The organism is Actinophytocola sp., from assembly GCF_035762905.1.
Classification (GTDB): domain Bacteria; phylum Actinomycetota; class Actinomycetes; order Mycobacteriales; family Pseudonocardiaceae; genus DASYTH01.
In genome coordinates this window covers 16,906-37,391 of the sequence record NZ_DASUCC010000095.1, presented here as the reverse complement: position 1 = coordinate 37,391, position 20,486 = coordinate 16,906, and the positions used below count along the sequence as shown (strand labels likewise).

Here is a 20,486-nt window from a genome sequence, read left to right as displayed (position 1 = left end):
CCGGGTGTCTACGTCGGGGTGACAGCGGGCAGTGCGCGGCCGGTGGCGCGCACTGTGGCCGTGAGGTTGTCCAGGTGAGTGCAGTGCTCGATGACCTGCCGGTCGAGATCGGATAACGGCCCGTGGGTGGCCAGGAAAGCGTCTTCGAGGTCGGGGCGGTCCGGCCAGATCCGGCTGGCGATGCGGACCAGGTCGCGCGCGGCGAGGTCGTACCGGGCGTGCTCGAAATCGATGATGCGAACGGCGCCGTCAGGTGCGCGCATGAGGTTGTGTGGGGTGAAGTCCAGATGGCACGGCACAGTGGGAATCGGGCCGAGTGTGGCGAGGTCGCGTAGATGTGCGCGGATCTCGAACCGACGGGTGGCGGGCAGGATCGGGTCGGCGAGCTGGAGCCATTGCGTGCCGCGGTCGGCGAGCCAGGCCGCCATGTTCGGCGTGTCGTGTGGTGGTCCTGCGGTGTGCCAGGCCGCGAGGATGGCGCCGGCTTGGGCGAAGACGTCGCGCTCAGCGTCGGGCGGCAGTGGGAGCCCGGCGACTGGGGCGCCGGGTAGGGCGGTGATGACGACCGCTGGCGGATCGTCGATCTCGGTGAGCAGACGCGGCGCCCGTTCGCCCAGTGCCGGCGCCCAGCGTCGGTAGGCGTTTCGCTCACTGTTGTGCCGTTCACGGTCGCGGTGGGCTTTGACGATCACTTCGCCGTGGCGGGTGGCCGCCCGCAGCACCGCGGTCTGTTCGCGGCCGGCGGAGTGTGCGATCGGTTCGGCACGCGGGTCGAAGTGCTGGCGGCAGAGGTTCAGCAAATCGTGTGCCGTTGTCACGGTTGGTCCTCGGAGAGGTGGCGAATGTCGTTGTGGGCCAGGAGCATCCACACTGCTTGATTGAGGCGGTTGATGTGCCGCTGCCAGTGGGTCAGGCAGGCGTGGTCGGTCACGAACCTGGCGTGGCGGCAGGTGCCGGGTGGGAGGTTGAGCAGGAGGGTGTGGGCGGCTTCAATGGTTTCGCCGTGGGCCAGCACGAGGACGCGGTGTCCGTCGTAGCGGGACAGGATGTCCTCCAAGGTGCGGGTGGCCCGATCGAGGTAGGTGTTCCAGGATTCCGAGCCGGCCGCGTAGGGCTGGTCGGGGTTGTGTTGCGGTGGTCCGCCGAACGCGGACTTGACCTCATGCCACGGGTGTCCGTCGGCTTCGCCGTGGTCGGGGCCGCGGAGATCGGCTTCGATCACGGCCGGCAGGGCGAGCGTGCGAGTGACGACCTCGGCGGTCTCCTGCGCCCGGCGGCGCGGCGTGGTGTAGATGACATCGATCGGACGGTCGGCGTGGTCGCGGGCGAGTCGGGCGGCCAGTCGTTCAACCTGCCAGCGGCCTCGGGTGGTCAGGCCGGTGCAGCCTTGGTCGCCGCCGACGATCCCGGCGACGTTGCAGACGGCCTCGCCGTGGCGGGCGAGGAGCAGCTCGGTGGTGAGGGCCATACGTTCTCCCCGTTCTGTGCGGCTGGCGTGCTGCGATGATCGATGGCTTGGAGCCACTGGACGGCGACGGCGGCGACCTGGACGAGTTCACGGCGCAATCGAGCCGGGTCTGCTTCGGCGAGAGCCTCGGCGACCTCTTCGACCAGGACGTGGCGCCAGGAAAGCTGTCCGGTCTCGCTGGCGTGCTCGCATTCGCGGCGCGCCGTATCGGCCAGATTGGTCCACTGTGGACCCGTACCGTCCGGCATCTGATGCTGGAAGCTCCAGAGGGTGTACTGGGATTCGCGTTCGGCGGTGATGTCGTCCAGAACGCGGCCAAGACCGGCGTGTGCCGGGGAGGTCGATACCGCGGTCATTGGGGCACCTCCGAATCTCGCCAGGGACGAACCTCGGGCCAGGGATAGCGGTACCCGTTTCGGCCCAGATATGGGCCGGTGAGCAGGTGATGGAACTCCGCATAGACCCGCAGTTGTTCGACGGAGCACGTTGTTTGGGGGCCCTCCTGGGCGGTGTGCGAGTTGTATGCCGCGAGCGCCGAATCGGCTTGGTGTCGATCAATCCGACCGTGGGTCATCGCGGTGCTGACCAGGAGCTTGGCCAGGTCGTAGCCGAACGGGGCGAGCGTCAGGTCATCGAAGTCGACGATGGCGGCACCGTCGGCGGTGAGGAGGAAGTTGCGGATGTTGGCGTCCTTGTACAGCGCAGCTGGCAGCCCGTTCACGGGCAGAGGGATCTTCTCCAGCGCCGTTCGGCGCGGAGAGATGAAGTCGCTGATGATCAGGCCGTCCTGGGTAGGGAACGGCTCGTCGAGCCGAGCGGCGTGTAGGTGTCTGCGGTACGCGGCGGCGTGCAGTCTGCCCAGGGTCGCGGCCAGCACACTGAGGTTATGAGCACGAGGGCACCGCGACCCGAGGTGTTCGAAGACCAACTCGTGAGCTGTTGCCGAGTGGAGATGAGGCAGACGAACGTCGGAGCCCAGCCTGGCCAGCCAGCGCCAGTGGACACGAGCCGCAGCGGCACGGTCTGGGTTCGAGTAAGGCTTGACGAACCTTGCGTTGGTCACAGCCGCACTGCCACGAGGTAGGTGATGGTGGACGTTGCCGTGATCGGTTCGTCCGGAATCCGGTGCCGGAGTTCCGTGGCCAGTTCAGCGGCTTTGCCCGTGAGGTGTTCGGGCAACTTGTACTTGGGCGACGTGGCCAGATACGCGGCGAGATGATCGAGTCCGCTGAACCGGAAGACGTGACGTTGCCGTAGGACGTGCTCAACATGGAGCGTGGTTGCGGTGATCTCGGTGGCGACGTCGCCGTGGAAGCTGGCGTAAAGGCTGGGCCGGCTTGTCGCCTTCGGGTCGAGTCCGGAGACGGCGATCACTTGGTCGATTTCGTGGTAGCTGTCGGCCGACTTGGTGACCAGGATGGCGTGCCCAGTTGGGGTCAGGCAGCGCGCGATCTCGGCGATGACCTTCTCGGGGTGCAGGGCGTGGTAGAGGCAGAAGGCGGCGATGGCGGTGTCGATGCTGGCCGGGAGTAGTGGCAGGTGGTGGTAGTCCGCACACACTGTCTCGACAGGGTGCCGGGCACGGCCCGCTCGATCGGCGACGACCGTCAGCAGCGCTGGTGAACGGTCCAGGGCGATCAGCCGTGCCGGGGCAAGACGGCTGGCCAGGCGCAGCGTCGTGGTGCCGCGTCCGCAGCCGATGTCACACATGACCGGCTCGGCTGGGCCATATCGCGCGGCGAGGTCGGCGATCGTCTCCGTCGCGTCCTCGCCGGTGATCTTGGCGGCGTGGAGTGCACTGGTGCGCTGGGTGAGCCGGTCGGCCGTGGCGTAGAGCGAACCGGCGATCAGACCGGGGTCGGTGAAGGGAGAATCCGTCATCCTCGGGGTCACCACCCACCCGGTGGCGATCAGGTACGGGCGGCGGCCTCCGCTTCGAGCTGCGCGACGAACCGGTCTGCCTGCCTGCGGCTGGTCAGGGTGATCAACCGCACATTGCCCCCATGCTCGGCCAGGAGCCCCTGAACCCGGGGGCGCATGGTCTTGCGATATCCCCAGATGTAGCGGATGAAGTTCCAGGTCAGGCGGTCGTAGACACCCTCTTGCGCGTGTTGACCGCCGCGGTAGCGCCACCGCCTCCGAGCAATCCCGATCAGGCAAGTGATCGGTGGCAGGTCGAGGAAGATCACGGTGTCGGCAGCGTCCAGCCGGATGTGCAGGGTGCCGGCGTAGTTGCCTTCGATGATCCATCGTGGCGGTGACACCAGGTCGCGCTGTTTGGCGGCGAATTCCTCTTGCGGCAACGGATTCCAGTCGGCGTCGTAGTAGACACCGTCCAAATGGGTCAAAGGCAAGCTGAGCAGCGCAGCCAGTCTGTTGGCCAAGTACGTCTTGCCAGATCCTCCGCAGCCGATGATCGTGATTCTGTCCACGCGGGCGGACGTTACCGGCATCCCATGATCGGCTTGCGGAGACACGACGGTTCACGACGCAGCCACCTCACGACCGGGTGAACCTGCGAGGATTTTGTCCAGGGCATCGAGTTGACGCGACACGCGGAACAGGTCGAGTGCTTGCAGACAGACGCTGATCAACTCCGCATGCTCGCTGGTCCCGGCGATGCGCTCCAGGTGAGTGAGCTTGGCCACCACCTCGGAGCTATCGTCGACGTGCAGCCATCGAGGAGTGAACCGATCGGCGCTGCGGATCATGCTCGGGGTCAGGGGCAGGCACCCGGTCAGGGCCGCCTCGAACAGCCGTTGGGTCATCTGCCCTGCGCGGGCGTAGCGGTCCGGCAGTAGCAGCACTGTGGCCAGAGCCCGGCCGTAGATCTCGGCTACCTCGGCAAACGGCACGCGGCCGGTGAACGTCACGTGGGGCCAGCCGTCCGTCCGGGTCCACTTCCCGGCGACGACATGCCGGTGGGACGCGGCGGCCGGCGCGAAGAACGTGTCGAACGCGGCATCCCGGTCGTACTGGTTGCCGACGTAGGCCAGCGGCAGGTCTCTCTGCCGGGCGGCCAGCGCGGCTGGGTCGGCGGCGGTCAGCGCGGCGTCGGCAATGGGAAACAGCAGCGAGACAGCTCCTGGAGTTGGGTGCACGGCGGCCTCGCAGACAACGACATTGCCGGTGGTGCGCAGTGGGTCATCGGCGGGTAGCTGTCGGTCCTTGTCCCACAAGATCGTCAAGGTGCCGCGACCGTACGTGTAGTGGTCGAGCAGCTCCTGCTGGCGGTGCAGGTCGCAAGTGTGGCCGGCGGCGCCGCACCAGGTCGTGTTGCGGCGGGGGATCGGCCAGCGCCATTCCAGGAACAGAATGTCGATCTCCGGCAGACCAACGTCCCAGGTGTAGGTCCCGGAAAGGTCCAGGCCAGCCTCGATGAAATCCCGGTCGGGTTGCAGGAATAACAGGTCGTGCCCGCGGGAGCGCAGGCCGTCGATCAGGACCCGACGGTGGCTTCGGCCGCCGTCTGGGGTGTCGGTCACGCCGGAACCGAGGAATCCCCAGAAGCTGTATCCGATCTTCACTTCGTGATCCACCAGCCTTCCATCAACAGCGCGTCCAGACCGCTGCCGGCCAGGCAGTCCAGGGCCATCTCGGGGGTACCGCAGATCGGTTTGCCCTTGACGTTGAGCGAGGTATTGATCACCACGGGGAGGCCGGTCAAGGTCGCGAACTCGGTCAGGACCTGGGCCAGGAACGGGTTCTGCTCGGGTGTGAGTGTCTGGACACGGGCGGTGTCGTTGACGTGGACGACCGCGCGGATCTTGTCGCGGGTCAGTTGGGTGACGCCGGAGGCGATGGACATGAAGGGCGCAGGCTGGGGGAGGGTGAAGTAGTCGGCAGCCGCGTCGGCCAGCACGATCGGGGCAAACGGGCGGAACGGCTCGCGGAACTTGACCGTGGCGTTGAGTCGCTCGACGACGCCGGGCAGCAATGGAGAGGCCAGGATCGATCGGTTGCCCAGTGCCCGTGGCCCGGCTTCCAGCCTGCCTTGGAACAACCCGACGATGCGGCCGTCGGCAAGGTGGCGGGCCAACGTCCGGGCCGGCTCGGCGGGTCGGTGGGCGGACAGGCCAGGGCGGAGTTCGGCGGGAGGGTCGAGATCTGGGTAGGCCGGCCCGAGATAGCAGCGATCGGTGACGCCGGCGGGCAGCGTGCCAGACCCGGCCAGGTGCAGCGCGATGGCTGCGCCGATCGCAGTGCCGGAGTCGCCGGGGGCGGGCGGCACATGGACCTCGTCGAAGATCCCGGCTTCGACGATCTTGCCGACTGCGACGCAGTTGGCCGCAACCCCGCCACCCAGGCACAGCAGGCCCGAACCGGTTAGGCGCCTGGCGCGTTGGGCGAGGTGAAGCATAACCTGTTCGGTGCGTTCCTGGAGCGCAGCGGCCAGGTCACGATGCACCTGCTCGAGGGGTTCGTCCGGGCGGCGCGGTGGGCAGGTGGCACCGGTGAACGCACTGGCGATGCGGGCGTACTGGCTGGACAAGACGCGCAGGGGCAGCAACTCGGAGTTCAGGGCGAATCCGGTGTCGGTGAGCGGAATGGCTGCGGCGAAAAGCTTTCGGAAGCGGGCCGGGTCGCCGAGGGCGGCCAGGGCCATGACAGTGCCCTCCTCGTCACCGCGTCGCCAGCCCAGGTGTTCGGTGACGGCTCCGTAGGCGTAGCCCAGGGAGGCGGGGTCGTCGATCGCCTCCGTTATGCGGTACTCGCATCCTCCGCTGAGCGGAGCGCGGGCGTGACCAATGGTCGTGGTCTGCACCTCGCCGAGGCTGTCTGCCACGAGAACTGCGGCGTCCTCGTAGGCGGAGGAAGCGAAGGCGTACAACCCGTGGGCGCGGTGGTGCTGCACAGCTGTGAGCCTGGCCCGTGGGAAACGGGCGGACAGGTCGGCGAGGCGGGCTCGGGTGCGTCGGGCAACCCGGATGAAGCTGCGTGCTCGCGGGATGGCGCGGCCGCGCGTCGTGGAACGGAGGAGTTGGCCGGGCGTCTGGGCCAGGGTGCCGAGGTAGCGGTGGGCTTGGAAGTTGTAGCCGACCACGGTGATCTGTTCCGGTGCGATTCCAGCTTCGGCAAGGAGCCAGGAGACGGCCTGCGCGGGGTAGGCCGAGGTGTGTTTGTCGCCCACGAGCCTTTCCTCTTCGGCGAACCCGACCAGCTCGCCATCGATGATGAGGGCGGCGGCAGAGTCGTGGGTGTACGAGCACAGCCCGAGAACGCAACTCCTGGGTGTATGCCGGATCATCGCGCGGCCTCGGCAGCGGTGCTTGCCATCAGGCCAGCGAGATGGCCGTACCAGCGTTCGAGAGCGCGGCCCAACTCGTCGGGAATCGCCGCGGCAGTGGTTCGGGCTTGGCTGCGGTCGCCACTGGTCCAGCATCGGTAGCTGGCCAGGACCGCCGCGAATACCCGCCATGGCGCGGCGGCGTGCAGTGGGACGCACCCGGCGACCACATCGGACAGCAGCGTTGCCAGACCCTCCCACTCGGTGGCTATCGGTGGCGTTGCCGGTGATGGCGGCGGGTCGACGGCCAGGTTGGCTGCCGCGTTCGTGTGCTTCTCGTACAGGTGAAGAGAGTCGACGAAGTGGTGGTATTCACCGAGTTCGACATCCAGCCAGCCCGCGAGCAGCTCCTGGAGCACGGTCGCGGCGAAGACGTCGTAGGGGAAGCCGAGCCAGAGATCCTGACTGCGCATGGTGGTGTGCATGTGCAGCCGGCCATCGCGCAGGAAGAACCGGTAGTTCAGGGTGCAGGGCACGTCTCGGTGGCCACGCGTGTCGCGCTCGGGATCGAACAACTGGATCACGGCCTGCCGCGAGTCCGGATCGCGGGTCAGGATGCGGCGAACCTGGTCGAGTTGATCCACCCGGCCACGCCAGCGACGCAGGCCAGGACGTCCTGGGCGATGGCGAGTAGGCGGGCCGCGTGGTCGACGTAGTCCCAGGGATCGCCGTACTCGTCGCTAATGGTGGGTACGCCGCCAGCGGCGAAGTCGGCTGCTTCGTAGTAGGCGTGGGACAGGGCGAGCCGGGCGAGCGCTCGACGAGGGTGAGTGGTGTCGGCTGGGCCGGGTGGGAGGGGAGGGAGTTGCGTGCTCACGCCGTACCCCCTCGGGTGTCGCTGATGAGGTTGGCGAGAGCGGTGGCGAGGCCGAGGACGATGACGGGGATGGTGGCGACGCCGACGGTGACGGGCCAGGGGGCGTGGTTGAGGCCGGCGGCGGTCATGAGGTGGAAGGCGATTTGGGCGGTGGCTCCGATGGTCAGGCTGGTGATGGCGGAGCGGCGGGCGAAGGTTCTGGCGCGTGGGGTGATGGTGCGGGTGGTGAGCCAGCAGCGCAGGGCGTAGGCGGCGTAGGCCTCGACGGAGATGGGGAGGACGACCGCGGTGTTGATGCGGAGGTCGTCCCAGACGCCGGGGAGGGGTTGGATCATGCCAAAGCCGGCGAGTTGGCCGAGGCCGACCCAGCCGGACCAGACGGAGATTGCGGCGGCGAGGCCGATGATCACCAGCGGCCACGAGGGTGGTCGCCGATGGCGCTGCGAATCGGCACCATGGCGAACCTGGCTGGTGCTGGTTGGTGTCGGTTCCGTCGGTTGATCTTCGTCGAGGGTGGGTGTGGGGGAGGCTTCGGAAGGGGTTCCGTGGGGGTTGTCGCCATTGCTGGTGTGAGCTGGTGCGGCCTGGTGGCTGGTGGCGTCTTCGCTGGCGATCTCATCCAGGACCTTTCGAACCTGGTGCTCGGTTGCACCGGTCGCTGCCGCCAGTGCCGGCCGCCCGGGGATTCGCTCACCAGCCTGGCGGGCTTCGGCTCGCAACCTGCGGATCTGGTCGGTCAGTTGCTGGTTGGTTCCGGCAGCGGTTCCGTGTGACCTTCCCGGGTCCGAGGGATCGGGCGGGGCGCCGTTCTCTTGGATCAAGATGGGATCGGGATGCCCGTTGACGGTGGGCGGTTCTGGATGGCGAGAGTCGTCCATTGTGGACCTCCTAGGCGGTCCACGTCTCACGCACGTCTCACAGACTGCTGGGACGGGGCCGGATTGGAGGCCCTAACCTGGACTTTCTCTGGGCTCTGACCAGCCGATCGGACTGAATTGGAATCTGTGGAACCCTTTGGCCCGCTGGGGGTCAAGGGGTCGCAGGTTCAAATCCTGTCAGCCCGACGGCGAAAGCGGGTTCTCGCAGCTCGGAGGCTGCGGGAGCCGCTTTTGTTGATCTTCATGACGTCCGCAGCGACGTTATCTTTGGGGTACAGCGCTCATAGACCCGTTTAACTCGGCTTGACCCCTTGACTACGTCGGGTCACCGATTTGACTAGATGGCGTCTACTGGCCCAGTAGCTATGCTCTTTATAAATTGCCCGTGGAGTCCCGCTACGGGTCTATTCTCGTGACCTTTCTGTCGGCAGAACAATAATGAGACACGACCATTGGCCTGTTGAAGTTATCGTTAGCCTGACGTTTCGCGTCAACATGTCTGCGTGCCGGGGGTAGACGACGTCGCATGGCCAGCGGTTGCCTAGTGGGAAGCGCGACCCCGGTCCACGAAGGCCGAAGCGGACGAGTACAGGACTCCTCGGACCTTGACTGAATCGCCGCCGGGTCGGATCGGCTTCGATAAACAGCGAGCACGCCTTGCCGCACCGGTCGCGTATCGGCCCCTCGATCGGCATCCACACCCTGGCGCTGCTCACGGTGCCTGTGCAATGTAACGGGTCTGGGATACTGCAGCACATGTTCGATCTTGGGTCCTGGGTAATCAAGTTGCTGGCCGAGTCAGGCCGAAAGAAGCTGACCACACTCGTCTTCGGCACGGAGCAGGAGCGGGCACTGCGCTCGGCCGCCTCGGCGGCGGTTCAATCGACGGCCGGAGATCTGCACCCAACCGACGATGAGCAGGCCGAGCAGCTAGCGCAGGGTGATCAATCAGGTCTTCAGCAAGCCGGTGCCGGAGGACGTGTTCGGCAACCACACCAGCGTGCTGGACGCGCTGCGGTCCGGCATCGGTGGCTAACTGGCGGTCCTGGACGACGCCACGCTGACTGGGCAGGGCCATTCGTCGGCCGATGTGCTCGGAGTGTCGGGCAAGGTGTTGGCTGAGACACTGGCCACCCACCTGGTGCGGGAAGTCGTCACGCGGGCATCGCGGGGTGGCCCGCTGAAGCCGTTGGCGGCACAGCTGAACCACGATGTGACCCATCTGCAGGTGCAGCAGACCCATGACGCGGTTCGCCAGATCGGGGTCGCAATCCAGGAAGCCCTCGATCGGCTGGACACCGCCTACCCACCTGCACAACGTGCTTCCCTGGCGATGGCCGATATCGATGTTGCGCTTCATGTGGAGCAGTTGCTGCACGGCCTCGTCCTCGGTGATCATGACGAAGCGGAACGCCGCGTGAACCGGCTGTGCTTGCCGCTGTTTCGAAACCAGCAGCGCGCCGCAGTCGAGGCGATTATCCGGGTGGCCACTGCCACGAGGGATCACACGACTCAGCTGCTCGCCTGCTCGCTGCTGGAGGCCGCTGATCGGCTGGACCCGATGCTCATCACGATCGACGACGTGGAAGGTCTCGCCCGGTCAGCCGATGACTCGCTACGAAGCAGTGCGGCAGTGCTGATGTGGCAGTGGGCAAAGGCCATCCCCGGTCGCGTGCCCATCGCCCTGCTGGGCAGGCTTACTCTGCCCAGCACGGAGGACTGGTACGTGCATGCTGCGGCCCGAGCCGGTGCGAAACAGCTGCTGCTGGCCCGCGCCGCAGCCCGAGCGGTCTTCGACCGGATGGCAGCAAGCCATGACCCGGACGACCGAGAATACGCAGCTGCAGACCTACTCGAGGTAGCCAGGATCGAGCCGCGCGCCGTTCCAAATGATCTTGCCCGCAAGCTCATCCTTGACCAGGACCAAACTGTAGCTGCCCGAGCGGCCGAACTGCTGCGTGCGGTAGAGGCCATCGAGGAAGGTGAGCGCGAGAACTACTACGGCCAGTTCGGGATGTGACGGCCCCCACCAGCGAAGCTCGAGCAACACGACGAGCGACAGCGACCGGCTCAGGCGGTATTCACGTACTTGGGGTGCGTGCTTGCACGACCACCCTATGTGAGAGTGGACGGAGTAGACCGTACTTGATCTGCGGAAACGTTACTTGACTAAATGGGGTCTATGGCGGGATTTTCCGGGGAGAGTGTCAGACCCGAAAACTTGGGGTGGTCTGGGGGTCAAGGATTCGCAGGTTCAAAATCCCCTCAGTCCGACGGCGTGTGGTGGCCGTTGACGTGGTCGTACCAGGTCAACGGCCTTTCTCGTCAGCTCTGTTGATCTTCGTTGATCATCTTCAATTGTGGGCTTGATCGAATATGGGGTGTCTCTGGGGTACTGTGCTCCATATTTGATCTGCGTTTCTTCTTGGTGTCGTGGTGTTGGTGCTAGTCGGCGTCCTGGGTTGGGGGATTGGGATGGTGGCACTCATGACGGTCCCTGTGGGGTGCATGGCACTGTTGTCGTCCTCGGGTAGGTGGCGTCGGATGATCCCGTCGCGCGGCGGCACGGGTGGTGGGGTGGGGTGGTCGGCGATGGTGTGGCGGGCGTCGAGCCAGGCTTGTTTCAGCGCTTGTTGGATGCGGGTTTCGATCCAAAGCCGATTCCATTTCGCGGAACGAGTTGCTCGTCGTGCTTTGGTACTGCCGTGAGTGTGGCGCCACTGGCCCCCGTGACAAAGTGATCGCACTGCTCAACCTGTGTTCGCAGGCGCTGCCGCGGCTCGACTACCCGGTCACCACCGAAAAGCTGTACTTGCACGTTGTACCAGCATCGATGATGCGGTCTGGCAAGCAGTGAACATAACCCACGCGGCTGGTGCGGCTGCCATTCTAGGGTCCTGTGTGGATATATGACGCCCACAGCAGGGGATACGCGTGCTGGTCACGCAGTCGCCGCACTGCCGCGTGCAATGCGGCTGCGGCTCGTGAGCTCACCAGTCGGCCGGACTCGCCGGTGAGGCCGGTGTAGAAGTGCTCCGCGATGTCCGCCGCGTGCTTGTCGCTAATCATCCACTGGGTGGCCACGACGTGCGGGAAACCCGCGAGCCGCAACGCGCCGGCCAGGTGCACCGCCTCGTCGGGCACGGAGATCACCCCGCGCGCGGTCTCGCAGGCGGACAGGAACACCAGCTCCGCCCGGGCGAGCCGCAGACCGGAGATGTCCGCGACGGTGATCGGCCCGGCCGGCTGATGGTCGGCGCAGTACAGGGCGCCGCCGCCGCCATCGCGCGGGTTCTGCCCGCCGTGGCCGGCGAAGTGCAGGTGGGTGTGGTCGGGCAGGGCAGTGAGCACGGCCTGGCGGGTGGCCGCGTCGGCGCAGAGCAGGGTGGTCCCGGGCACCAGGGACGCCAGCCGGCGCACCTCGGTCATGGCTTGCGGCAGCGGGGACAGACCGGGGGTCGCCGGTTGGCCGACGGCCAGCATTCTGACCGGCGCGGGTGGGCCGGACCGGACCTCGGCGAGCGCCCGCAGGGTCGGCGTGTAGGAGCAGACCACCCGGTCCAGCAGCGTGCGTCCCGAACCGGAGCTGTGGTGGCCCGCGGCGTGCACCGGCAGGAAGGTCAGCAGGCCGGTCGGGCACCACCACAGCCGCGCCGGATCGGACGGCAGCGCGTCGAGGACGGGCTCGGCCACCGTGTCCCACAGCCAGGCGAGCACCTTGTCGAGCGCCCGCTGGGCCCGCCACGCGCCGGCCACCGAGTCGCCCGTGCCGGCAAGGGCGTCGAGCAGTGTGGTCGCGTGGTCTCGGACCTGCTCCGGGTCGAGCCCGCGCAGCCGTACGGTGCTCAGCCCAGTGGCGGTCACGATCAAAGCGTCACATCGCCGCGGGTGGACGTTGATCACCACCACCGGGCCGCCGGCGGCCGCGGCATGCAACCGGTCTAGTGACGGCAGACGCAGCAAGTCCGTCAGCCCGGGTAGTTTCCGGGCCCGGGTCAGCAGGGTGTCCCATTCGCGGGCCAGCTCCCGCCGCCGGTCGGCCAGCGCCCGCTCGGCGCCTTCGTCGTCGGCGGCGGGAGGGCCCGTTGAGTCCAGCTCGGCCCGAACGGTCCGCAGGCGCGCGGCCAGGTCCGGGTCGAGCGCGGCCAGCTCGCTCAGGTCGCGCCGGGCGTCCAGCGCCTGGGCGAGCAGCACACCCCGGCCCTGCTCGAGTAGCTGCAGCGCTTGCCCCGGGTCGTCGAGCATCAGCGCGGCGGCCGCGGCCGTGCTGGCCAGCCCGGTGAACTCGCCGAGCGCGCTGACCCGGTCCGCGCGGTCGAGGCCGTGCCAGGCCAGCAGCGGCAGCAGCTCGATCGCGGTCCGGTAGCCGGCCACCGCCTCCGCCCAGCGTTTCAGCCAGCTGGCCACGGCGCCCCACTGGCGGGCGGCGCGGATGCGCAGTTCGGTCGGTGCGGCCGCGGCGCGGGCCACGTCCCGGAACTGGCCGATCGCGGTCTGCAAGTCGGTAAGCGACCCGGTCCGCTCGGCGCGGTTGATCAGCGCCCAGCCCAGGTGGTGCTGAATTCGGCCGTTGTCGGGATGGCCGGCAGGGGCCGTCCGCAGGGCGGCCCGGGCCGCCTCGATCACGGCGTCGAGATCGAGGCGCCGCTGGGAATGGAGGTAGCGGTCGTGCAGCGCCGCGGCCAGGTTGCCCAAATACAGCAGGCGGTTCGGGTGGTCGTCCGAGGTGAGCCGCACCGCTTCCTGGATGGCGGCCAACTCCGCCTCCGCGTCCTCGGAGTCCATGGTTGTGCCGTGCCGCAGGTGCAGGGCGTAGGTGTACCTGGACAGGTACCTCGGCCGGTCGGCGTGGCCGGCGGGTGTGGCCTCGACCGCCGAGCGGGCCAGCCCGACCATCTCGTTCACACCGGCCGGGTCCCGGGTGCGCAGGAACCGGGACATCAGGGCACCGGAGAAGTTGGACTGCAGCAGCGGGCATAACGGGTGGTCGGCGGGTATGGCGTCGACAGCAGAGCGGTGGGCCTGGATCGCCTCGTCCAGGTCGGACAGCGCGAAGGTCTGCTCGTACCGCTCGCGCAACGCGTTGGCCAGGGTGGCCAGGGTGGTGGCCAGGTCGACGTTCTTGCCGGAGGTGAGCCGCAGCGCCTCGCGGCCGGCCGCCACCGCGGCCTCGGAATCCTCCGGCGCCCCGGTCCTGATGCAGCGGGCGCTCAGCGCGCCGGCCAGGTTGGTCAGGTGGCCGGCCCGGTCCGGGTGGCCGGCCGGGAGCACGTCCACCGCCCGCCGGCACAACTCGATCGCCCGGTCCCCGTCCGCCTGCCGGTCCAGGCGCTCGTACCTGAGCCGCAGCGCAGCGCCAAGGCCGGCCAGCAGTACCGCGTGCCGCTCGTGGTCGGAGTGGACGCACCGCTCGGCGAGCTCCATCAGCCGGACGGCCTCGTCGAGGTCGGTGAGGGATCCGGTGCGCTGGAATCGCGCCTGCATACTGCTGCCGAGGTTGAACTCCGCGCTCGCCCGGTTCGGGTCGTCGTCAGGAGACGCCAGGACCGCTTCCCGGCCCCAGTCGATGGCCGCGTGCAGGTCCGCGAGATCTCCTGCGTGAAAGAACCTCAGCCGGTATGCGTTGGCGAGATTGGTCGCGTCGATCATGCGTCGCGTGTCGTGCTGCCCGGCCAGCTCGACGGACCGCTCGCTTGCCGTTATGCCCCTGTCGAGATCGGCGATGTCGCCGGTGTGCCGGAACCGGCTCGTATGCGCGGAACCCAACTCGGACAGGCAGGTCACCAGTGCCGGATGCCCGTCAGGGACGGCTCGGCTCGCCTGCTCGAAGAGCGCGATGGCGTCGTCGAGATCCCCGGCGGACCGGGTGCGTTCGGCTCGGGCCCGCAGCGCCGCGGCGAGGGCCGTCAGAATGACGAACCGCTCGGCGGCGTCCGCGCCGTCGTGCAGCGCCTGCCGGCCGGCGTCCACGGCAGCGTCCACATCGGCGAGCTGCCCGGTGTGTTCGAACAACGCCAACCGGCTGGTGCACAGGCTGGCCAGACATCCGGCGTGCTCGGCAGATCCGTGCGGCACCGCGGACACGGCCTGCTCGTGCACGCGTACGGCCTCAGTGAGATCACCGAGGTCGTGCCGGTGCTGTCCGCGATGCCGCAGCGCGGCGCCGAGCGTGTCGAGCTGGTACGCCCGCGGCGGGCGGTCGTCCGAGGCGGCGGCGCGCCGGGCGGCGTCCACCGCGGCGTCGGCGTCGGCCGGGTCCGTCAGGTGTTCGAACCTCGTCATGAGCGCCTGGCAGAGGTGGGCGAGGAAGCGCGCCGTGTCGGGGTGGTTCGGCGGGCAGACCCGGACCGCGGCGGTGGCCCCGCGCACGGCGGCGTCCAGGTCGACCGGGTTGCCGAACCACGTGAACCGCGCGTGCAGAGCGAGCGCGGTGTTGATCAGGAGGGTCGCCCGGAGCGGCCGGTTGCCGGCGGGCGCCGCGCGCAGCGCCGCCCTGAGCGACGCGACGGCCTCGGTGATATCCGGACGCTGGCCGCGCCGCTCGAACCGACGCATCAGCGTCATGCCGGCGTTGGACAGGCACACCGCACGGTACGGCGCGTCCTCGGGCATGGCCGCTACGGCGTCTCTGGCCAGGTCGATGGCGGCGTCGAGATCCTCAGCCGACCGCGTCGTGCCGAATCGGTCCTGCAGCGCGAAGCTGCAGTTGTGCAGAATGATCGCCCGCTCCGGGTGGTCGGCCGGCGCGAGCTCCACCGAGCGCCGGCCCACCGCGACCGCACCTTCCAGGTCGGCCGGGTCGCCGTTGAGGACGAACCGGCAGCGCAGGCCCGTGCACAGGTGGGACAGCAGCATCGGCTTGCCCGGGTGGCCGTCCGGGGTCCCTGCGGTGGCCCAGGACGACAACCGGATCATGATCTCCAGCGCGTCCACGTCGCCGGCCTCCCAGCGGGCGAAGGCGTCGCGGAACTGGGCGGATACGCCGGGCAGGTCGGCGACCTCCGGCGTGGGTAGGGCGCGCACTCGTGCCCGCAACGGCTCCGGGACGGCGTCCGGTGCCACCCGGTCGACCAAGGAGAAAAGGAATGCCGCCGCGTCCAGCTCCGACCGGGCGTAGTGCCACGTGGCCAGGAGACGGGTGATGTTCCAATCCAGCACCAGCGGCGGCCAAGCACCGTCCTTGGGCAGGTACACGCCGAAGTCCCGCAACGCCTCGGCCTGGGCGCACGCCTGCGGATCCAGTACCGCCTTGGTGTCGCCGGTGCGCTCGTGATATTCCAGACGCTCCCGCAGGGCAAGGAAAAGCTGCTCAAGGGTTGGTTGCTCGGGCAACGGCCGCCCCTCTGGTCTGCCTGGCTCAACCTTAGACACCAAGGGGTGTGCGTATGGAGGCTTCTACGCTGCTCAGCGTACTGTGCCGCGGTGCGGGCGGCCTTTTGAGCGTGCTGCGGCCCGCCCAGCTCAGCAGGGCCGGGGGACCCGACTGTGCGCCAAGCGGATCGTGCAACGGCTATCGGGCCGACTGGTGGTTCGACCCTCCATCGGCTGGCCCCATGTTTCATGCGAACAGCTTGGGCGTCGGTGGCCGCGCCATAATGCGGTCGCCGTTGTTCGCGTTGGCTAGGAGTTCTGGTGCTCACGCTGAAAGTGAAGCGGTTCGACGGACCTGGTCGGTGGTGGTGGGTGCTGAGTGGTCCCGGTGGCGAGTTTCTGGCCGACCACGAGGTGTCGCTGGACGAGTCGTGTTGGCAGTACGAGGCGTTTACCGACGCCTATCGATACCTTCGCTTGCACGCGGCGCCCGATCGTCGGACCGTGTCGGAAGCCGACATAATGGCGAAACTCGGGCGCTGGATCGGCAGTGAAGTTTTCGGCCCGATGGGTGAGGCTCTGGTCGCGCGAGCCCCGGTCACCGTGCGGGTTGTGATTCCCGAGGCAGCCCGCGTGCTGGCGTTCCGTCCGCTGGAATTGGCGCGCGTGCAAAACACGGTTCTCGCGCTGGCACGAGTCAGTCTGGTCATGCAGGTTGAGGCAGGTGCCCGTGGGCCTGTCCGCACCAAGGCACCGATCACTGACCATGTGCGGATGCTCGGTCTGTTCAGCCTGCCGACGGGTACCTCGGTGCTAAACCTGCGGCGTGAACGACACGGACTGACCCGCCTTGTCCAGGCCGTTGCCCAGACTCAGAATCGGTCAATTCTGCTCCGCGTAGTGCAGTACGGCGTTACCAGGGCACGACTACGGGAAGTGGTTGAGGAGGCCGACGGTTGGGACGTGATCCACATTTCGGCGCACGGTTTGGGAGGAGGCCTGCTGTTGGAGAACGAGGATGGCACCCCGGACCTAGTTACCGGTCGCGAGTTGGTTGACATGCTAGGGGCAACGGCCGACCGGGTGCGGCTGGTGACGTTGTCTTCCTGCTCGTCTGCGGCGCTCACCATCGCCGAGCATCGACGCCTGCTCGGGCTCGGCAGAGCACCGGCGGGACCATCGCCGTTATCCGACGAGCAGTCATGGCCAGAGGGTTCGCAGCCTGGCCAGGTGATACCCGTGCTGGCAGCCGACCTTGCCGACCGGTTGGACGTGGCAGCTATTGGAATGCGATACCCGATCACGGACGAGTTCGCGATCGGCCTGTCCGCGGAGTTGTACGGCCTGTTGCTGGGTCGGGGACAACCGGTCGCCCGCGCCCTTGCGCTCGCGCTGCCGAAGGTTGTGCCCGATCCCGCGACACCGTCATGGCCTGCGATTTCCGTCGGCACACCCGCTCTGTTCGGTTCACGCGCGGTCGATGCGGTGGTGCTTGCACCGCCGGGCGGTCCGGTCGTGTTCGACGAGCACCAGGTACGCAAGATGGCGCGGTTCCCAGAGCAACCAGAACGCTTTGTCGGCCGGTCGATGGTGCTGACCCAGGCGGGTCAGGTGCTCGCGCCCGGCAGCGGACACTCCGGAGTGCTGTTGTACGGAATGGCTGGCGTCGGGAAAACCGCCAGCGCGCTGGAATTGGCATACACCCACCGCGAGGGTTTCCGCGCCATGGTCTGGTACCGGGCACCCACCAAGGGCGACCATGTCGCCGATGCGTTGGCCGATCTCGCTGAGCGCCTGGAAGCCGCGCTGCCCGGCTTAGCGCTTCGGCACCGGCTGGACGACACGCATGAACTGAGGCGTTTCCTCCCGACGTTGACAGAGTTCTGTCGGACTGTGCGGGTGTTGTTCGTCTTGGACAACCTGGAGTCGCTGGTCACCGATGATGGTGTCTGGCGAGATGCCCGGTGGGGAGAGGTGATCGCCGCATTGATCGGACACCGTGGATTGTCACGAGTGCTGCTCACCTCGCGACGGCTGATCGTCGGCCTCGGTGACCGGATATCAGCGCACCTTGTGAACCCGCTGTCTGCGGACGAGGTGTTGCTGTTGGCGCGCGAGCTCCCTCATCTACGTGCCTTGATCGAGGGCACGGTTCCTGGCCTGGCGATCGATGATGGCAGGCAGTTGGCAGTACGCGTCCTGCGCACCGCCCAAGGCCATCCAGCGCTGCTAGAGCTGGCCGACCGCCAAGCCGCCGATCATGGGCGGCTGGCGTTGCTGCGGGCCAGGTTGGCCGAAGCTGATCAGGTGTGGAGTGAGAGCGGCATCCGTATGGAGGACTTTTTCGGCACCGGGCAGGCCGGTGCCGTTGCCGATGACTACCTAAGGGTGCTGGATACGTGGACCCGAGGCGTGGTTGGGTCGTTGACGGAAGACGCAGGGCGGCTGTTCATCATGCTGTCTCTGCTCGAGGGCGATGACCGGCTCCAGCCGGTGGTAGAGGGTATCTGGGAGAAGCTGCACCAGATGGGCGAGACCGAGGTGCCGGACCTTGGCTCGCCACTGAGAGTGCTAGCCGTTTCCGGGCTTGTCACGGCCAGCTTATTCCCCGGCGGCGACATCCTGGTTTATCAGGTGCATCCCGCCGTCGCGGCCGTTGGCCACGCGCTGGCCGAAGCAGACTTCCGCGCCCAGGTGGACCGCTTAGCCGCCGACGGGTGGCTGTCGGGCATTGTGGTGGCGAGTCGACACGAACATGACGGTAACGACAACTGGTTGGTGCGCACGGGCTGGCTGGTACGTAAGGCCAGTCGGGGCGCGGTGCCCTACCTGCTGCGTCTCGGTGACTGGCAGACAGCGGCAGCGATGCTAGAGCAGCTGATTGCCCGTGATCATTCAGTCGAAACCGTCCAGGCTATGTTGCCCGCTACCCGGGCCATCGTCGACCGCGCTAGAGACACCGATGATGAGATGTCGGCGCAGTGCCTGCTGGTGTCTGCTCTCCTCGTCGTAGACCCGCCCGCAGCGGAGAACCTGGCTCTTGCCGCGCTTGCGAAGCCCGGGTTCGGCCGAAATTCCGACATCGTCAAAATGACTCACAAACTGGCTCATTACTACCAGGCGAGCGGGCGGCTGGCCGAGTCACTTTCCAAGATTGAGGATCTGCTTCAGCGTGAGTGCGGGCCGCAGACACGACTCTGCTTCCGCGCTGAGCGCGTGCTACTCCGGGTCCAACTGCATGAGGAATTCGACGCTGTCGAGGAAATGCGGCAGCTTCGCGAGGAGTCGGACGAACTCGGGGAAGGTGATGGCGAAGGAGAGTTCTTCCAGCCCTGGCAGGTGCGTGAGCAGCTGTTACTGACATCAGCGAATGTGGCCCTCCAGGCCGAACGTTGGCAGGAGGCCCTAGACTACTATGCTGCCGTCTGCGAGTTGGAGAAGCGTCGTGACGCACCAGTCGGTCACACGGCGATCACCCGATTCAGCTGCTACGGACCGTTACTGCGCCTCGGCCGGATCGAAGAGGCCCGCATGGTGTTATCCGAATGCCGCGAAGTCTTCGAACGGGTCCGGGATATGCGTCACCTCGGCAAGACCCACGCGGCACTCGGACATGTCGAAGACCAACGGGGTCATGGCGACGTCACGATCGAGCACCTCCGAACCGCTCTCCGCTATTTCTACCTGACGAGAGACGTCACAGACATCGCGGACGGGCACAGCGATCTCGGCCGTTGCCTCATCGTTTATGCGAAAGACTTTTCGGACGGCTACCTGCATACGCTGGTCGGCGCGTTCCTGGGTACTCTCATCGGTCGAGCATTGGTGCCAGAATCGCTTTCCCGGCTTGCCAAAGGTCTACGTGCCGTGGGTGCAGTCCCAGCAACGCTGGACGCAGTACAGGAGGAAATAGATCAGTTCGACGGCCTACGATTGGGCCAGTTGTTATCCTTGTATTGGCCCAATCGCGACAACCTAAAACGAGCATTCGCCAACATGGTGGACACGATTCTGGCATCCGCCGCAAAAGACGACCTGGACCTCGTACAGTTTCTCGCCACATGGGACCCGATCATCTCCGGCATCGTCGCCTCGGCAGACGGGGACGAGCAAGCGAAAAAACTGGTTGACCAAACATTACGGGAAACCGAATCAAAGACCAAGACCTGGAAAGCGTTGGCTCGCGCGCTTCAAAGCATCCATGCTGGCGAACGGGGCTGGAACCTGGTAGCCGGTGACCAATTTGATATCGCTATCATCCGCCGAACGCTGGCCGCGCTGGCCGATTCCAACCTGGTGCCTCCGACGCTATGGCCACTCATGCCGCTCCGCAATTGGCTGGGCAAGCTGATTCGCGTACTCCGGGAAGGTGACAGCGACCAAGCCAACGCTGTCGTCGAGGAGATCCTCGCGGTGAACGGCACCCGTGAAATCGGTCTCTCTGGAGTACTCCAGGCCGTGATCGCGGTCGGTCCCGACAAGGTTTACCTCGCTGGTCACAGTCCGGTTCTCGAATCAGTAATAGCCACCCTTCGCCACTACCTCGCGCCCCAGTCTGGACAGGAACCAATATCACTAGCAGAAAGCTCGTAGCTGCGTTAACCAGCCGGAAGTGGTGACGCATGAGGCATAACCTCGAGCAAGATCAACTGCTAGTTCGGTTAAATGCTGCCGAGCGCACAGGATGGGGCGTCACACCAGGCGCACATGCGTGCCCAGTCCACG

At 66.9% G+C, this 20,486-nt stretch carries 14 protein-coding genes; 2 read left to right on the top strand and 12 right to left on the bottom strand.

The features are described 5' to 3' along the window. Window positions 1–8: 8 nt before the first annotated feature. The 11 genes from VFV67_RS18920 to VFV67_RS18870 form a co-directional block, all read right to left on the bottom strand. Window positions 9–818: an aminoglycoside phosphotransferase family protein gene (locus VFV67_RS18920; protein ID WP_326471721.1), complete on the bottom strand. Its 810-nt coding sequence runs from the start codon at window positions 816–818 to the stop codon at window positions 9–11. Further along, window positions 815–1,468 carry a histidine phosphatase family protein gene (locus VFV67_RS18915; RefSeq protein ID WP_326471719.1) on the bottom strand — a complete coding sequence of 218 codons (654 nt, stop codon included), beginning with the start codon at window positions 1,466–1,468 and terminating at the stop codon, window positions 815–817. Before VFV67_RS18915 ends, VFV67_RS18920 begins: the two co-directional genes overlap by 4 nt. Beyond that, a complete protein-coding gene (locus VFV67_RS18910) occupies window positions 1,372–1,824 on the bottom strand; it encodes a hypothetical protein (RefSeq protein WP_326471717.1) in 453 nt (150 codons plus the stop codon). Before VFV67_RS18910 ends, VFV67_RS18915 begins: the two co-directional genes overlap by 97 nt. Next, window positions 1,821–2,345, bottom strand: a complete 525-nt coding sequence (locus VFV67_RS18905; RefSeq protein WP_326471715.1) for a phosphotransferase — start codon at window positions 2,343–2,345, stop codon at window positions 1,821–1,823. The genes VFV67_RS18910 and VFV67_RS18905 overlap by 4 nt, the downstream gene beginning before the upstream one ends. 182 nt (window positions 2,346–2,527) lie before the next feature. Continuing rightward, entirely contained in the window at window positions 2,528–3,361 is an 834-nt protein-coding gene (locus tag VFV67_RS18900; RefSeq protein WP_326471714.1) for a class I SAM-dependent methyltransferase, read from the bottom strand. Between the two features lie 17 nt (window positions 3,362–3,378). Beyond that, on the bottom strand, window positions 3,379–3,900 hold the full coding sequence (locus VFV67_RS18895; protein ID WP_326471713.1) for a DNA topology modulation protein FlaR: 522 nt from the start codon (window positions 3,898–3,900) through the stop codon (window positions 3,379–3,381). A gap of 51 nt (window positions 3,901–3,951) precedes the next feature. After that, complete coding sequence (locus tag VFV67_RS18890) at window positions 3,952–5,007, bottom strand: glycosyltransferase family protein (protein WP_326471712.1); 1,056 nt, start codon at window positions 5,005–5,007, stop codon at window positions 3,952–3,954. Then, entirely contained in the window at window positions 4,992–6,716 is a 1,725-nt protein-coding gene (locus VFV67_RS18885; protein ID WP_326471711.1) for a carbamoyltransferase family protein, read from the bottom strand. Before VFV67_RS18885 ends, VFV67_RS18890 begins: the two co-directional genes overlap by 16 nt. Then, window positions 6,713–7,339 (bottom strand): thymidylate synthase, encoded by a 627-nt coding sequence (locus VFV67_RS18880; RefSeq protein ID WP_326471710.1) that lies wholly within the window; start codon window positions 7,337–7,339, stop codon window positions 6,713–6,715. Before VFV67_RS18880 ends, VFV67_RS18885 begins: the two co-directional genes overlap by 4 nt. Beyond that, entirely contained in the window at window positions 7,306–7,572 is a 267-nt protein-coding gene (locus VFV67_RS18875; RefSeq protein WP_326471709.1) for a hypothetical protein, read from the bottom strand. The genes VFV67_RS18880 and VFV67_RS18875 overlap by 34 nt, the downstream gene beginning before the upstream one ends. Then, on the bottom strand, window positions 7,569–8,450 hold the full coding sequence (locus VFV67_RS18870) for a hypothetical protein (RefSeq protein ID WP_326471707.1): 882 nt from the start codon (window positions 8,448–8,450) through the stop codon (window positions 7,569–7,571). Before VFV67_RS18870 ends, VFV67_RS18875 begins: the two co-directional genes overlap by 4 nt. A gap of 1,099 nt (window positions 8,451–9,549) precedes the next feature. Between VFV67_RS18870 and VFV67_RS18865 the strand changes: the two genes are divergently transcribed. Further along, window positions 9,550–10,470 carry a hypothetical protein gene (locus tag VFV67_RS18865; protein ID WP_326471705.1) on the top strand — a complete coding sequence of 307 codons (921 nt, stop codon included), beginning with the start codon at window positions 9,550–9,552 and terminating at the stop codon, window positions 10,468–10,470. Between the two features lie 869 nt (window positions 10,471–11,339). On the opposite strand, the gene VFV67_RS18860 is transcribed toward VFV67_RS18865, so the two are convergent. After that, window positions 11,340–15,782 carry a CHAT domain-containing protein gene (locus VFV67_RS18860; protein WP_326471703.1) on the bottom strand — a complete coding sequence of 1,481 codons (4,443 nt, stop codon included), beginning with the start codon at window positions 15,780–15,782 and terminating at the stop codon, window positions 11,340–11,342. Between the two features lie 300 nt (window positions 15,783–16,082). On the opposite strand from VFV67_RS18860, the gene VFV67_RS18855 reads away from it, so the two are divergent. Further along, a complete protein-coding gene (locus tag VFV67_RS18855) occupies window positions 16,083–20,354 on the top strand; it encodes a CHAT domain-containing protein (RefSeq protein WP_326471702.1) in 4,272 nt (1,423 codons plus the stop codon). Window positions 20,355–20,486 lie beyond the last annotated feature (132 nt).